The following is a 15,845-nucleotide window of genomic DNA, read 5'->3' on the forward strand; positions in this document are numbered from 1 at the left end:
AGAAAGAGAAGGCTATTTTTTTATTTTCTCCCTGAATACTTTTTTTACTTTTAACTCATCAAAATCAAACAAGACCTAAAAAATGTGGAGTTATAAAACGTACTTATCTATTCTGCTCCTGGGCTCTCTGAGCCTCGGTTCAGCTGCTCAAGTGTTAAATACTGCTGCTCCGGCGACGGTAAAAGTCTCTGATTCGCGATTGCAGCGAATTGACCGGGTGATCCAGGAAAATATCGATAAGGGTCAGATTGCCGGCGCCGTAGCATTTATAGCGAGAGACGGCAAGGTAGTGTACAATAAGGCTTTCGGATATACTGACGTCGCTTCTAAGGCTCCTCTTCGTACGGACAATATTTTCCGTATAGCCTCACAAACTAAAGCAATAACCAGTGTAGCCGCAATGATCCTTTTTGAAGAGGGCAAGCTACTGCTCGATGATCCGGTATCCAAGTTTATCCCTTCGTTCAGCAAGCCTCAAGTGCTCGATAAATTTAATCCTGCCGATTCGAGCTACACTACTGTGCCGGCAAAACGTGAGGTGACTGTAAGAGATCTCCTTACCCATACGTCTGGTATTGATTACGCCGTTATCGGATCGGCAACCGGGAAAGCCATTTATGCCAAAGCAGGAATTCCCGTTGGTTTTGAAAGAGGAGGCTATTCCCTGCAGGAGGCGATGGACAGGTTAGGCCGACTCCCGCTTGCCCATCAACCGGGTGAAAGGTTTACCTATGGGTTGAACACGGACGTCCTAGGGAGGATTGTTGAGGTAGCATCTGGCACCACGCTCGATAAGTTTTTCTCCGAAAGGATTTTTAAACCTATTGGGATGAACGATACTTATTTTTTTCTTCCTCCATCCAAACATGCGCGGCTGGTTCCCATTCATACGTTCGACAAGGAAAACAGATTGGTTAAGTACGAGCGTAACGGAGTGATCACGGCCGATTACCCCCTTTCAAACGGAACTTACTTTTCTGGAGGAGCTGGCTTAAGCTCAACAATTGCTGATTATGCGGCCTTTCTGCAGATGTTGCTGAATGGCGGAACTTACAATGGAAAAAGAATTCTGGCGAGGAGAACCGTGGATTTGATGACCATGAATCAGATCGGCGACCTCAGCCTTAGAGGAAATAAGTTCGGGCTGGGCTTCGAAATTACAACTGCCCAGGGAGAGGCGAAACTTGGAGTGTCAGAAGGCTCTTTTGCCTGGGGCGGCTATTTTGGAACTACCTACTGGGTGGATCCGAAAGAGAAAGTGGTAGCCTTAATTTATACGCAGCAATCGCCGCTAAGAACTGACATTCAAGACAAATTCAGGGCTTTAGTATATCAGGCAATAGCCGACTAAAAAAAATGTAGAAGCGGCACTGTTCGGTGTCGCTACCTATCTCCAAAAGTTCTCATCATTATTGTGCTACCTCTGCACACTTAAAGAATAAGATACGTTACCTGCTTTTGAAATAGAGCATAAAAGAAGCCTAGATGCCGTAGCAGAAAGCCAGCATAGACAGCAGAATGTTTGCTGTCGTTAAAAACCTGCTAATGGTCAGGGAATAGAGCTTTCGAGGATTTTGAAGCCGGTATCAGTTTGAAGATTAATACTTTTTACTGCAGCCGGAATCAAAATACTGTCGCCCATCCTGACATTTAATTCACCACCCTCGTACCTAATAGTATAGGAACCCTGCACACAAACTTGTATTACGAATGAATCATTGGTTGAATAATCCCTTTCTACTGGTTGAGTAAATTCAAGAATCCTGGTGCTGAAGTAAGGAGAGTTTACTACTTCAACCGGCTCGTTTGTCTTCTTCTTGTAAGACGACTTGTATTCAGGGTAAACGTTGTAGTCAATAGCCGCAAGCGCTTCCTCCGTATGCAATTCCCGTTTGTTTCCCTTGTCGTCTACCCGGTCAAAATCATAAATTCGATAAGTGATATCGGACGTTTGTTGGATTTCTGCAATTAATAGCCCTTTTCCAATGGTATGGACCCTGCCTGCGGGGAGGAAGAATACATCTCCCGCATTTACCTGCTCCTTATTTAGGATATCGTTGATTCTTCCCGAATTCAACTTCTCAAGGTAAGTTTTCTCGTCAACTTGCTGATTAAAACCAGAAATAAGCGTTGCGCCCTCATCAGCCTGGATCACATACCACATCTCCGTCTTCCCAAAAGAATTATGTCGCTCTTTCGCCAAGTTATCATTGGGGTGCACCTGAATGGAGAGATCCTCATTGGCGTCAATAAATTTTACCAGGAGGGGAAATTCGTTTCCAAATCGCTCATACACTTTTTTTCCCACCAATTCATACTTGAAGTCGTCTAACAGAACGTCTAAGCGTTTGCCCTGCAGCGGACCGTTCGCCACAACAGAAACGTCGCTTTTTACTCCTGAAATCTCCCAGGTTTCACCGCAGTTTGGAAGTGGTGCAAAGTCTTTGCCCAAAATTGTTCTGACTTTTTGGCCACCCCAGATTTTGTCCTTGTAGATCGTTTTGAATTTTAATGGATAGAGAGACGACATATCGCAGAATTAGGTCCACAATATTAGCAATTTAATGATACTTTTTAACTTTTTCTTGCTAATGTGTTAATTGGCGCTAGCTAAGAAAAGAAAAAGCCGGCTTTGGTGCCGGCTTTAGGAGTGTAGGGTCAACTATTTGTTTTCCATAACCCGCTTAAATGTATTTTGACTGCTGTTTCCGCGGAAATCTGTTTTTATTACGATAGAATCTCCATACAGCTTTCCCTGGCCCACCATCGTATTATCGTCGCCAAAGTTGAGCTTAAAGCTGAAATCATCGCCTTTGATTTGTCCATCCATCAAGGGCAGTTCACCGTAAGAGGATACAACTACTCCGCTGAGTTTCTCACCTTCGGCTTTCAGCTTGTACGTAATTTCAAGATTGTCTCCATTCGGGGTTTTTACAGTACCCTTCCAGCTCCCGGTCAAGTCGGCCGCCAGACATACAAGGAAGCCTGCCAAAACCAGAGCAATTGAAGTTAAGGTCTTTTTCATGGTTTATAAGTTTAGATTCTGAAGTTAGCCTTAATTTTCGAAAATAAAAACCGAAAGTAGTAAGTGTGAAAATAGTAAAGCCGGACCATCCGCTAGATGTCCGGCCAGTTTAAAAATCCTGAATGGATTTATTGTCTGATTCTTTTGAATGTGTGCTGCAGGGTGTCACCCTGAACAAGGGTTACAATTACTAGCGAGTCAGAAAACATCCGGCCCTGGTTTTCCATCACTACGCTTCCCAGCTTCAATTTGAAGTCAAACTCGTCGCCTTTAATGCGTCCGTCAATCAGTTCAAGTTCTCCAATAGAGGTGGAAAGTTTACCAGTCAGATTATCGCCATTCGCTTTTAAGTGGTAGGTAATTTCCAAATCGTCTCCGTCTGGCGTCTTCACAACGCCCTTCCAATTCCCTGTAATGTCGGCTGCAAAACATGCCAAAGCGAATGCAACCAAAAACGTTAGGGAAACAAAAATTCTCTTCATTGCTCAATTTAGTGTTCTGACTTCTATAACGTTAAGTGAAGAAGCAGGTTACACGTATTTTCAATGAGTAACGGATTTTCTCCGGAAGTATTTCCCCGCAGAATAAAAACAAGTCTAGGCCAAATCTGCTATTCTTCGGGCTGCTGCGTCCATCCGTCCTGCTGCTTCCCAAGCAGCGATTGGTGGCGGGCAACTGGCAACTGGAAAACAGTGCTGGAAATCCCGATTAAAAAGCGGTATCTGCAGCTACATCCTCCCAGCTATTTACATTCTCTTCAACTGATTTAAGCTTGCGTCGAATGGCTTCAATAGCCTCTTTTCCGAGAGGCAACCGGAGCGGCGGATTTTCACTGTTGACAGCCGTTATGATTGCTCTTGCTCCTTTCGCAGGATCGTTGGGTTGCTTGCCTGCATAGCCTTTAATAGTCTCCGTCAACGCTCCCGCGGTACTCGTATAAGCATCTATTTTCGTTTCAGCTGTTTTGGAGGAATCTCCGGCCCAGCTGGTACGGAAAGGTCCGGGCTCGACGATAATGACTTTGATTCCTAGTTCTGCCGTTTCAAGAGCCAACGCTTCGCTAAATCCCTCCAGTGCGAACTTGCTTGCGTTATACAAACCCATTCCGGGATTGGACCGGAACCCTGCCTGGGAGGATATCTGCACAATGCAACCATTTTTCTTGTTGCGCATATGAGGCAATACAGCTTGAGTGAGAGCCAGGGGTCCGAAGAAGTTCGTTTCCATCTGCTGCCGTGCTTCTTCCATACTTACTTCTTCAATGGCTCCGAAAAGTCCATATCCCGCATTGTTCACCAGCACGTCAATGCGGCCAAAACGGGCAACAGCATCTTCAACTACGCTCGATATTTGCGACTGGTCATTTACATCCAGCAGCACTCCAAATGTTTTACCCGGCAACAGCTTTTCAAAAGCTTCGCGTTGCTCTTCCTTACGTAACGAGCCAATTACTATATCGCCGGCTGCAGCAACCTCCTGAGCCAGGGCTCTTCCCAGGCCACCTGATACTCCTGTTATAAACCAAATACGTTCCTTGTTTTCCATAGTCCTTAAACAAATTGATAGTTCATTTGCTTTCCCTGCTGCGATCGCTAATTGTCCTTTAGTTTGTTTTTACCCGGTTCGCTTCGTCTTCAGAGGCCGTCTTTCTATTTCGTGCCGCCTTTAACTGTTGGTTCCCAAAAGAGTAGCTGAAGGTTAATCTCGCATTTCTGCTTTCATAAAACTGCCGGAAGTCGACATTGATCTCTCGATACAAGATGGAAGCCCTGGTATTATCCGAGAACAGGATGTCGTTGAAATTGAGACTCAGCTTTCCTTTTCTGTCCCAAAACGTTTTTTGTACCGCAAAATTTAAACTCCCTAAGTTATCGATGGTGATAAACTCATTGAGGAATTTCGTCATATAATATCCCGACAATTCAAAGTTTAACGTACTCGTAGGCTTGTATGCCAGCTGCCAGTAAGCCAGCCAATTCCACTTACTTTGTTCGTAAGTTCCACTGAGGTAATCAGCTTTGTATCTGTTGTAGATGAATTGATTGCCCCCAAATCCGCTTATCTTTTTTCCCAGGTTCAGCGGGAAGTTCAGTTCGGCAGCAAAGTTGTCATAGGTACCCAAATTCTCAGATGTGGTGTACGTGAGATTTCCATTCTGACGGGGTGCATTGCTGAAAATAACATCCTGTTTCTTATTATAGCTAAACGCGATAAATGGTTGATTTTGATAGGTAAGCGAGATCTTGTACTGATCTGCTGTTTCCGGTCTCAATTTCGGATTTCCCTGCGTGTAGGTCAAAGAGTCAAGGAACTGGATAAACGGATTTTGTTGCTGGAAACTGGGCCGGTTCACTCTCCTGGTGTACTGCAGAATGGTAGAGATTTTCGGAGTGATCTCCCGCGTGATGAACGCTGAAGGGAACAGCTGCCAATAGTCTCTCTCGAGCACTGTATTTAGCTCTTCCTTTCCATTAGCTACCGTTTGTTCTAGTCGAAGGCCTCCCTGGAGGTTCCATTTGCCGAACTTATGCTGATACGAAGAGTACAAAGCATTGATGTTCTCCATGTATCTGAAGTTGGTACTTCTGTCAGCATCCGTCTTTCCATTCCGGATAAAGGTTAGAAAGTTGTCTATGGTAGCGATAGTAGATTTTCCCCCAGCTTCAAATTTTGCATCTTTTCCAACCGGATGACTGTAATCCAGTTTCAACACTCCAAACTTCACCGGATTGTCTACAAACTGCTGATTATTGAAGGCAGTATTGTTATTGTCGATGTTGGTGATGTTACTTACTGTCTCGATATTGAAGTTGGAATAATCAAGGTCGACGTTCAAGTCTCTACCCAAGGTATCAAAGCTATGCTTCCAGTTTAAATTTCCCGAGAAGTTGCTGCGGTTGCTGGTGGTATAGTTTAAGGTCTCAAAAGTGCTTTCTAAAGAATTGGAAGCATCGTTTACCTGTTCGGTAAGATTGCTCGCGTTCCTTGAGCCTTCTCGTATAAACCCTCGTATAATTACTCCAAAGGTATTTTTCTTGTCGGCATAGAAATCTGCCCCCGCGCTAAAGTTATGACTATTGGCGTTGTTCGGGCTGTAATTCACCTGCTCATACCTGCTGCCGGAAATCGTTCTGTTGAATTCGCTGTAATCGTAATAGTTGCGGTGGAAAAAGCTGTAGCTTCCAAAACTGTTAAACTTTCCCTGTCGGTGATTAATATTGAGGGACGGACTTAGCCTGTAAAAGTTTCTGTCGACCCCATATTCTCCCCGGTTGTAAATCCCCAGGCCCGAGGCGAGGCTGAAGCTTCCGTTTGTCCCGAGGTTGGCATTTCGCTTCATAATAATGTTAATCACGGAACCGCCGGCGGCATCGTACTTCGCCCCAGGATTCGCAATTACCTCAATGCGTTCAATATTTGCTGCGCTCAGGTCCTTCAGTACCTGTGAAATGTCAGTGTATTGCGACTGTCTTCCGTCGATCAGAATATTCGGACTGCCTTTACCAACCATGGTAATCTTATCATCAGAGACGATCAGTCCCGGTACTTTTTGCAGTACTTCCAGTGCTGTAGATCCTGCTGCCGTTGCGCTTCCTTCCACATTCACTACCAGCTTATCCGGCCTCTGTTCAAGGAAAGGTCGACGGGCAGTAATGCTGACTTCCCGCAGATTTGCTGCACCTGGTGTAATAGTTATGCCCGGCGCCTTCACTGCCGGTCCCTCCACGTTTACAGAGACGGAGCTCTTTTTGTATCCCACCATGGTGGCGGTGATCAGGTAGCTGCCCTTGCTGATATTGCTGAAGCTGTACGCACCGGTTCCATTGGTTAAAGCGGACTTAACAAGAGCGGAGTCTGTTTTCCGGAGAAGCAAGACGGTGGCAAATTCAGCCGGCTTTTGTTTTTCGTCGCTTACTTTTCCTGTAATTGTTGACTGAGAAAATGCTGAATACGAGGTAGTCAGGATTGTGAGAAGGATAAAAAATGATTTCATGTTTGAATAGCGAACCCTTACTTAGATGCAATTTTGCCTAAAAAGTTGCATCTCTTTTGATTTTTTCCCTATGTGTGGTGTCTGGAGGGTAATGATCGCTGGCCACTGCTAAAGATTCAGGATGTTTTTTACGAAAAAAGCCCCGGTGTTTTACCGGGGCTCAGCGACCAAATGGCCGTATGATGATTAACCTAATTTGGCTTTCAAATTCTGATCGATCGCCTCAAGGAATTCTTCTGTGTACAAGTAGTCTGTACCGTGCTCTACTTTCGGCTTGATAGTAATAGCAAGGTCTTTAGTCATTTTACCACTTTCAACCGTTTCGATACAAACCTGCTCCAACGTGTGGCAGAAGTTGATCAATTCCTGGTTGTTATCCAACTTACCGCGGAACTCTAATCCTCTTGTCCAGGCGAAGATAGAAGCAATTGGGTTTGTCGACGTAGGATTTCCTTTCTGATGCTCACGGTAGTGACGCGTTACTGTTCCGTGTGCTGCTTCAGCTTCCATCGTTTTTCCGTCAGGAGTAACCAAAGTAGAAGTCATCAAACCTAATGAACCGAAACCTTGTGCTACGGTATCGGATTGAACGTCTCCGTCGTAGTTTTTACAAGCCCAAACGAAGTTTCCATTCCATTTTAATGCAGAAGCAACCATGTCGTCAATTAAACGGTGCTCATAAACCAGTCCTAATTTATCGAACTCAGCTTTGAACTCGTTTTGATAGATCTCTTCAAAAATATCTTTGAAACGACCGTCGTATTTTTTAAGAATGGTATTCTTGGTAGAAAGGTACAAAGGCCATTTTTTCATCAGCGCCTGGTTGAAGCAGGCACGTGCGAAACCTTTGATAGATTCGTCAGTGTTATACATCGCCAGTGCCACACCGTCACCTTTGAAATTGTACACTTCGAAAGATTGCTCTTCGCCCCCATCTTCAGGAGTGAAGGTGATAGTTAATTTACCTTTCCCTTTAGTAACGAAGTCAGTTGCACGATACTGATCGCCAAAAGCGTGACGGCCAATACAGATAGGAGCAGTCCAGTTTGGAACCAAACGAGGCACATTGCTCATTACGATCGGCTCACGAAAAACTGTCCCATCCAAAATGTTACGGATAGTTCCATTAGGAGACTTCCACATTTGCTTCAAACCAAACTCTTCCACACGAGCTTCATCCGGAGTGATAGTAGCACACTTGATACCAACACCATATTCTTTGATTGCATTTGCAGCATCAATAGTAACCTGGTCATTGGTTTCATCACGGTACTCAATACCAAGATCGAAGTATTTGATATCTACGTCAAGGTAAGGAAGAATCAGCTTGTCCTTGATGAATTTCCAGATGATGCGGGTCATCTCATCGCCATCCAGCTCAACTACCGGATTTGCTACTTTGATTTTTTGTATCGACATGTCTTCTTTGTTTAGTTAAAATTTGCGACGCCCAAAGATATAAAAATTGCAAAAACAGAGCTATTTAGATTCAATTTCGTCTGCAAATGCTGTTTTCAAACATTTGGGTACGCAGTTTGCTTTACATCTTGTAAAATTAAATTCCTATGAACAACGACAAATCATTTTATCCTGGTTTCAACGATGAAAACATGGATAGAGATAAAAAAATGAAGGATGATTTAGGAGCTGAAGTGAATAGTGAGAACCTAACATATAACGAAGACCAGGATAGTTTTGAGGTCGATGTGAAAAGTACAGGCGAAGACGAGCTATATGATCACCCGAACCCGTATGACACCTCGGCACGCGGCGGCTCTGATTTCGACTCAGACTATGATGAAGAAAACATTGCTTTGGTAGACGACTACCAGCGGATCAACGATGGCGCGGAGCCGGAAGTGAACGAGTACGGTATGCATATCGACGATGGACAGATCGCCCAATTGGATCCGCTTGATGCAGAATTAGCAAAAACTCCTGAGGATGACCGGGATGATTTAGACGAAGAAGGTTATCCGAAAAACGACGAAGATCCATTGGAAGGCAATGAGTATCTGAAGTCATAATTGTTTTGAAGGCTGAGGGTGACGACACAAGTCGGCTTTCAGCCTTCTTATTGTACTGATGCTTATTCAACATTAAGGTTAAACTTCCTTCTGAACTCCTCCAGTACCGGGTTCTTCTCTGCCATATACTGGTACTTCTCAGAAGATGTATATAAGCGCTTTTTATCGTTTTTCTCTGCCTGACGCGTTACTATGTCAATTCCAAAGTTCTGCATCTTTATTCTCAGGTGATTCAGCAGATCGATTTTTTCAACGGCCAGTTGTCCTTCCTGGATCTTGTTCTCAATCACCACCTCAATTTGGAAGTTGGGAAGCAGTGTAGGCGAGTTGGCTGTCATCAAGGTAAACAGGTTTATTTTTCCCTGACGTTTTATTTCTTCTGCATAGCTATTCCATTCTCTTAACAGGTCGTTCGCGGTAAAGGGCTCGCGGCTATCGCCCGAAATGACCTGCGGTTCGTCATTCTCTTCTTTTGCAGTGCTGCCCGAAAGATCGTTTAGACTGGGAATAATAGAAGGAATCGCTGTTAAGGGTTTGATGGAAATCCTTGGCTTTTCCGTGGTGGCTGTTGCTGCAGGCTTTGTACTTGCCGGCACCGGTGCTGGCTGCGGTGATGGAGCTTTAAAAGCTACGGGAGGCGGCTCTTTGAGAACGGCAGGGCTCGGTGGAGCAGCGGTAACAGAAGCCGAACCTTGCTCAGCTTTTACTGGGGTATCATGTTTTTTTTTTACCGCTTCAGCGGAAACCGAAGCGGATAAATTTAAAGCGGATGGGATGTGGCATATTTTTATCAGCGCCATCTCCACCTGCAGCCGCTGATTTTTACTGTTTTTATAATTGAGATCGCATTGATTAGCGATGTTCAGTCCGGATAAAAGGAAGGAGGCAGAAGCTGCTTTGGCCTGCTCAAGGTATTTCTGCCGGATCCCGTCGCTTACTTCCAGGAGTTTCAGCGTGGCCGGATCCTTACCTACCAGGAGATTTCTAAAATGGGAGGCCAGACCTGTAATGAAGTTGTTCCCATCAAAGCCATTAGCCAGGATGTCATCAAATACCAAAAGTGTATTAGAGACGTCTTCCTTCAACAGCGAATCGGTAATCTTGAAATAATAATCGTAATCGAGAATGTTCAGATTGTCAATCACCGCTTTGTAGGTGACGTTCCGGTTCGAGAAACTGACGATCTGATCAAACATAGACAGGGCATCCCGCAAACCACCATCTGCTTTTTGAGCAATCAGGTGTAGGCCATCTCCATCATAGCTGACGTTTTCTTTGCTTGCTATGGAAGCAAGATGATTAGCCATGTCTTCCACCCGGATCCTGTTGAAATCAAAAATCTGACAACGGGATAAGATGGTGGGAAGGATTTTGTGCTTCTCGGTCGTCGCAAGGATAAAGATGGCATAGGACGGAGGTTCTTCCAGCGTTTTCAGGAACGCATTAAAGGCTGCCTGTGAAAGCATGTGGACCTCATCTATAATATAAATCTTGTATTTGCCGGTTTGTGGCGGGATCCGTACCTGTTCAATCAGGCTCCTGATATCATCAACAGAGTTGTTGGATGCAGCATCGAGCTCGTGGATACTGAAAGAGTTGCCATTTTGGAAGGAGCGACAAGACTCACACTCGCCGCAGGCCTCTACTTGCGGACTTAAGTTGAAGCAGTTAATGGTCTTTGCAAGAATACGGGCACAGGTAGTTTTTCCAACTCCCCGCGGACCGCAGAAAAGAAAAGCCTGAGCCAGCTGATGGTTTTTTATCGCGTTCTTTAAGGTGTTTGTAATATGCTGCTGACCCACAACACTTTCGAATGTTGCTGGCCTGTATTTCCTCGCCGACACAATAAAATTATCCATCGCCACTAAATTAATAAGAAGTTGCGAAACTTGAACGGGTTTTGCTAATTATGATATTTTTAAGAATTGCAGCCAATCCTTAAATGAAATACCTAAAAGTGAGTATTTCTTCCCGTTTGTTATTAAATTATCTTTGACCGACTAATTTTTTAACTAATGAAAAAAATATTACTTATCGCAGTTGCTTGTTCTGCCGTTTTTGCTTCGTGTAAAAAAGACGGAGGCAAGGAGGAAGAGGATCCATTCAAGCTAGAGTACTCCAACCTAAGTACCGAGCAGCACAAACAAAAGATGGAGCAAGCTGGAATTGAGTTTGTTCAAAAAATCAACACACTGCCAGACGAGAAGTTTGTAGATGTTTTGGATTACTTCGCTAGCCTGGAGCTTGATCTGGAAACGGAATCAGAATCTGTCGCCTCTATTTTCGCTGTAGGGAAAGCGGCAAAGACAAAAAACTTCAATGCCTTATTTAATGCTTCAACTTCAGCTACTAATGATGCAGGCAAATTGAGTGATCTTTATAAGATTTATACATGGGATCGTACGGAGCAGGAATGGGTGGAGTCCAGCTCGACTGATAAACTGGAATTCCGGTTTCCGTCTGACGCTTCTAAAACATCTAACAATGCTACTTTAACGTTTAGCTATGTTAAGTCTAACACAACGGCAACTTACGAAGGAGAAAGCGCAGAACTTCCTGCTTCCATGACTGCCGTACTTAAAGTAGATAATAAGGAAGAGTTGAAATATACATCCTCTTTTGAATACAAAAACGACGGAACTCCAACTAAAGCTGACATCAATTTGGTATTAGGAGCATTTACTCTAAAAACTAAAGTTGACAACAGCTCAAGCGCAATGAGTTCTGAGTTTTCTTTGGCTAAAGGAACTGAAGTGCTTCTTAGCCTGACTACTTCTGCAGCTGGAAACATGACAGTTGACAACGCTAATTCGGCAGATGATCTTGATGAGTTTTTAAAAAGTGCAAACGCAAGTTTTGAGATCATGAACTTCAAGTTGCTGGGTCAGGTGGACATTAAAGGAATAGCTGATGCAGAAAGAGCTGCAGATAATCTTTCAAATGATCTTCAGAATGTTAAAGAGGCTGAAGCCTGGAATAAGCACGCTAAGTTTGTGGCAGTAAACAAGACTGATAACACTCTGATTGCTAAAGTAGAATTCGAACCAGGCAGGGATGATTACGAAAGCTGCTACTGGAATGGTCAATCTAACCATTGCTATAGCTATACTGATTATTACCTGGAGCCAAAGCTGGTTTTCAAAGACGGTTCAAAAACCAGTTTTGAAGCATTCTTCGAAAATGGGTTTGCGCAACTAATCGACGATCTGGAAGAGTTCGGAGAGAAGTTTGAATAATATTAATACTACCTGTTGAACAGAGGAGGCTGTGGGGGCCTCCTTTTTTTTGTGAAAGTTTGATTTGTTTTCCAGTGGTCACAAAGAACCTTCAAACTATTTTCATCCTCCGTTTGTGAGCTCTGCTCATGAAGGTTTTGTTTAGGGGGTTGCCGTCGCCTGTAAAATATAGGAGCCATAACCACACCATATTCCCAGTCCTGGCCCTTGTATATTTGACTTGATTTTTCCCGTTGATCCCACCAGCGGATTAGATGAATTTATTACCTCATCCTGGAACGTACTCCAAAAGTCGAAGCCCTCTTTCGGTATCGTCGCGAATTTTATCATCACCGCCTCGCCTTTGTTGAAGTAGGGCTGGTTTTCCACCGTAAGATTATTCTCAGGTCCGCGGTTTACCTGCAGGGTGAGCAGCTTGCCATTAAAATATTTGTCGTCATGGTTTGATAACAGGGTTGGTATGTACCTCTTGTTGGAGCTTGTCTTAGTGTAGATCTTATAGTAGTTTTTTTCGCTCGGATTATCCTTAAATCGGAGCTGGAGCTGAACCTTATCCAGCCCGTCTCCTTTCGGTATAAACCAGACAGAGTCTAAAGGAACCTTTGGAGGGATACTGGTTGTTGAAGTAAGCGTGTTGCCGGCGTATTCTATAGTGAGCGTATAGGTCTTGCCTGGCATGCCTCTTAATTCATTTCCTTTATAGATATAGGCAGGGAAGTAATCGTTGTCTTTTTTTGCCGTCAACACCTCGGTCGTCTGTCCATCACTGACACTTACCTTCGCCCATCTGATGACCACCTCACTAAGCTGCGCAGAATCGAGCGAGGTGAAAAAAGGAATATTATGGGTGAGGATCACATGGGGATAATCGCCCTGTTCGATCCAGCCTTCCACGACGAAACGCGGCTTGTAGTGACCGTAAACCGACTGCTCTTCTTTTTTGCAGCCGAAAAGGGCGGCAAGAAAAGCTATGGCTAAGATGGTGTTTCTTAAGATGATCATGGCTACTTAAATGAGAATTTATAGTTGACAGCGGGCAGTACCGGCAGCAGCGTAACGGATTTGGGACGAATAGACACTTTTTGTTTTTCCAGATCTCCTTCAGCTAAGAAGTAAATGTAAACAGGATTTTGGCGGTTGTATACATTGTAAACGGAGAGAGAAAGCTCTGTGCTGAACTTCCTGTTGTTTCTGATTTTATACGTCGCTGCTAAGTCCATCCGGTGATAGGCCGGCATTCTGTTGCCGTTAAACGGGCCATATTCGTTAACGATGTTCCCACCGATGAGATAACGACTTGCGGGTTTCGTGTAGGCATTGCCCGTTGCATAAGTGAAGGATGCATTTACGTTCCATCGGCTGGTGAGGGGGTAGCTCGAAACGATCGAGAGATCATGGGTCCGATCATATTTAGCAGGGAAGTAGTTGCCTCCATTGATCCCTTCGAATCTTCTTTCGCTTTTCGCCAGGGTGTAGCCAATCCACCCCGTTAATTTACCCGTGTTTTTTTTGAGGAAAAATTCGGCTCCATAAGCGCGGCCGGAACCAAACAGTAAATTTTCTTCAATCTTCAGGTTATCAATTAAGTTCATGATTCCTCCTGAGAATTCAACCAGTCCCGACATTTTTTTATAGTACAGATCAATATAGGATTCATAGCGATTATCCTTTCCGGAATCCCGGAAGTAACCCACAGAGGCCTGTAGCCCTTTCTCGGCGGGAATACTCCGCAGTGAGGGCATCCAGAAGTCAGCAGGAAAGTTGACTGCAGTAACCGAAATAAGATGTAAGGGTTGGATATTTCGCGAAAGCGAAAGTTTTAGGGAGGAGTTTTGGTTAAGCAGCTGACGTAATGTAAGTGACGGTTCGATATAACCAAAGGCCGACACTGCCTCGTTTTTTCCGAAGCTAACTGTTTCCTGCTCCTCGTTTGTTAGTTGATAGGGCCCTAACTGCCGATAGTAGGTAAAACGTGCCCCGGCGTTAATCCCTGTTTTTTCGGTAACTGAGAATTCGTCGCTTAAAAAAAACGAGCTTTCGTCTGAGTGATAGATGTTAGGGAGGCCGAAATCATATTCCGTATCCGAAGCGGAAACGGAGGGGGTGTTAGGTTTGAACCGGTGACGCGTGTACTGTAATCCCGTTTTCAACTGATGCTTTTGGAAGTACAAGGCAAGCACGCTTTTCCAGTTAATATCTCTGATCTGAGAAGTAATGTTCGCGTCATATTTGTCTTGCGTCATTCCGAAGTTGAAGTTGTAACCGCTGTAGCTTGCTGTGTTTTGTAATACTGCTCTATCTTCCAAAATACTCTTCCAACTAAACGAGTAGGCTGAATTTTTCCAGTTCATGCCATTGCTGATATTGAACCTTCTGATGCCGAATCCAAAGCGGTCGCCGCCATGATAAGCAGAAAGGTTGAGGGAGTTTCTGCTCCCGATCCGGGCATTCGAGTTCAAATTCAAATCGTGAAAGTCGTAGCGCATGTCGTTGAACGAGCTTCCGTTCCCGGCGAGACTGTTTACCAAAGGCCAAACGGTTTGATTCATAAAGGTTTTCCTTGCCGAAACACTAAGGGACCAGTTGCTGGTAATGGGAAGAGCAAGCGTTGTGTTGGCGGCGAGAATACTTACATCTCCCCGGATACTAAGGGAGTCTTCTACCTTCCGACTGCTATTCACTTCGATGATTGACGAGAGGCGCCCACCATACTCCGAAGGGATGGCCGATTTATAAAGTTTTACCTGGTCGATCGCTTCTGCGTTAAAAACAGAGAAGAAACCAAGCAGGTGAGAGGGGTTGTAAATGGGAGCTTCGTTAAAGAGCGTGAGGTTTTGGCCGGCGGTTCCACCCCTGACATAGAAGCCCGAATTTCCCTCTCCGCCCTTGCCGCTGCCAGGAAGCGTCTGCAGCGTTTTTAATGGATCTGCCTGGCCGAGGAAGGCGGGTTGTTTACGAAGGTCTTCCCTGGTAAGTGTCTGCACGTTTCCACTGACGCTCCTGATGTTGCTTTTACGCGGACTGCCCGACACCACGACCTCGTTCATCAAGGCCATTTTAGGATGGAGATATAAGTCCTTGTTTTCGTCTTTCTGTAGGATTAGAGATATCTGCAGGGTATCGTAAGCAATGTGGGTAAGGGTTAGAACGTGTTCCCCTTCATTCAGCACGAGATTGTAATAGCCCCGCTCGTCGCTGGAGGTGGTTTTCTGCCTTGTTTTTATCGTAGCGTTAGCCACTGGTGCTTTGGTTGACGCATTGTATAGGTGTCCCTCTATCTGATAGCTGTTCTGCGCGTTGGTTTCGCTCAAAAACAGGGTAAGCAGCAAGAGAAATGCAAATTTCAAGGAAAGGAGATAGAGAAAAGGTGATTTTCTTATAAGTGACAGGAACTGAAATGTGTACAAAGTCCGGATTTGAATTTGTCAAAAATACGAAAGTAGCAGAGGCTGGCCAATACTTATTATTGGGTATAAGGGATGGTGGAGGTAGCGAAGCCAGGTAGGTGAGAAGCGGTAGCTCCGGTCTAAGCTAAACCGGATTGCAGCGGTAGCCCGCAGCCG

General features: G+C 44.6%; 12 protein-coding genes. 3 read left to right on the forward strand and 9 right to left on the reverse strand.

What is annotated here, in order from left to right; translation table 11 throughout:
- The first annotated feature begins 82 nt into the window (after window positions 1–82).
- Complete coding sequence (locus tag J4N23_RS12585) at window positions 83–1,351, forward strand: serine hydrolase (protein ID WP_207427780.1); 1,269 nt, start codon at window positions 83–85, stop codon at window positions 1,349–1,351.
- A gap of 198 nt (window positions 1,352–1,549) precedes the next feature.
- Here J4N23_RS12585 and J4N23_RS12590 read toward each other — a convergent pair whose 3' ends face one another.
- The 6 genes from J4N23_RS12590 to J4N23_RS12615 form a co-directional block, all read right to left on the reverse strand.
- A complete protein-coding gene (locus J4N23_RS12590; protein ID WP_207427782.1) occupies window positions 1,550–2,530 on the reverse strand; it encodes a type I phosphomannose isomerase catalytic subunit in 981 nt (326 codons plus the stop codon).
- Window positions 2,531–2,662: 132 nt separating this feature from the next.
- Window positions 2,663–3,025, reverse strand: a complete 363-nt coding sequence (locus J4N23_RS12595; RefSeq protein WP_207427785.1) for a hypothetical protein — start codon at window positions 3,023–3,025, stop codon at window positions 2,663–2,665.
- 128 nt (window positions 3,026–3,153) lie between these two features.
- On the reverse strand, window positions 3,154–3,507 hold the full coding sequence (locus tag J4N23_RS12600) for a hypothetical protein (protein WP_207427787.1): 354 nt from the start codon (window positions 3,505–3,507) through the stop codon (window positions 3,154–3,156).
- Between the two features lie 226 nt (window positions 3,508–3,733).
- Complete coding sequence (locus tag J4N23_RS12605; protein ID WP_207427788.1) at window positions 3,734–4,570, reverse strand: oxidoreductase; 837 nt, start codon at window positions 4,568–4,570, stop codon at window positions 3,734–3,736.
- A 58-nt stretch (window positions 4,571–4,628) separates the two neighbouring features.
- Window positions 4,629–7,019 (reverse strand): TonB-dependent receptor domain-containing protein, encoded by a 2,391-nt coding sequence (locus J4N23_RS12610; protein WP_207427789.1) that lies wholly within the window; start codon window positions 7,017–7,019, stop codon window positions 4,629–4,631.
- Window positions 7,020–7,205: 186 nt separating this feature from the next.
- Window positions 7,206–8,432 (reverse strand): NADP-dependent isocitrate dehydrogenase, encoded by a 1,227-nt coding sequence (locus J4N23_RS12615; protein WP_370527270.1) that lies wholly within the window; start codon window positions 8,430–8,432, stop codon window positions 7,206–7,208.
- 152 nt (window positions 8,433–8,584) lie between these two features.
- Here J4N23_RS12615 and J4N23_RS12620 point away from each other — a divergent pair, with 152 nt between their 5' ends.
- Entirely contained in the window at window positions 8,585–9,046 is a 462-nt protein-coding gene (locus J4N23_RS12620; protein ID WP_242689218.1) for a hypothetical protein, read from the forward strand.
- A 62-nt stretch (window positions 9,047–9,108) separates the two neighbouring features.
- Here J4N23_RS12620 and J4N23_RS12625 read toward each other — a convergent pair whose 3' ends face one another.
- A complete protein-coding gene (locus J4N23_RS12625) occupies window positions 9,109–10,905 on the reverse strand; it encodes a DNA polymerase III subunit gamma/tau (RefSeq protein WP_207427791.1) in 1,797 nt (598 codons plus the stop codon).
- 156 nt (window positions 10,906–11,061) lie between these two features.
- Here J4N23_RS12625 and J4N23_RS12630 point away from each other — a divergent pair, with 156 nt between their 5' ends.
- Entirely contained in the window at window positions 11,062–12,282 is a 1,221-nt protein-coding gene (locus tag J4N23_RS12630) for a hypothetical protein (protein WP_207427792.1), read from the forward strand.
- Between the two features lie 141 nt (window positions 12,283–12,423).
- Here J4N23_RS12630 and J4N23_RS12635 read toward each other — a convergent pair whose 3' ends face one another.
- Window positions 12,424–13,284: a DUF4249 domain-containing protein gene (locus J4N23_RS12635; protein WP_207427793.1), complete on the reverse strand. Its 861-nt coding sequence runs from the start codon at window positions 13,282–13,284 to the stop codon at window positions 12,424–12,426.
- Between the two features lie 2 nt (window positions 13,285–13,286).
- Window positions 13,287–15,629: a TonB-dependent receptor gene (locus J4N23_RS12640; RefSeq protein WP_207427795.1), complete on the reverse strand. Its 2,343-nt coding sequence runs from the start codon at window positions 15,627–15,629 to the stop codon at window positions 13,287–13,289.
- Window positions 15,630–15,845 lie beyond the last annotated feature (216 nt).

It is taken from the genome of Pedobacter sp. SYSU D00535 (assembly GCF_017355855.1).
Classification (GTDB): Bacteria; Bacteroidota; Bacteroidia; order Sphingobacteriales; family Sphingobacteriaceae; genus Desertivirga.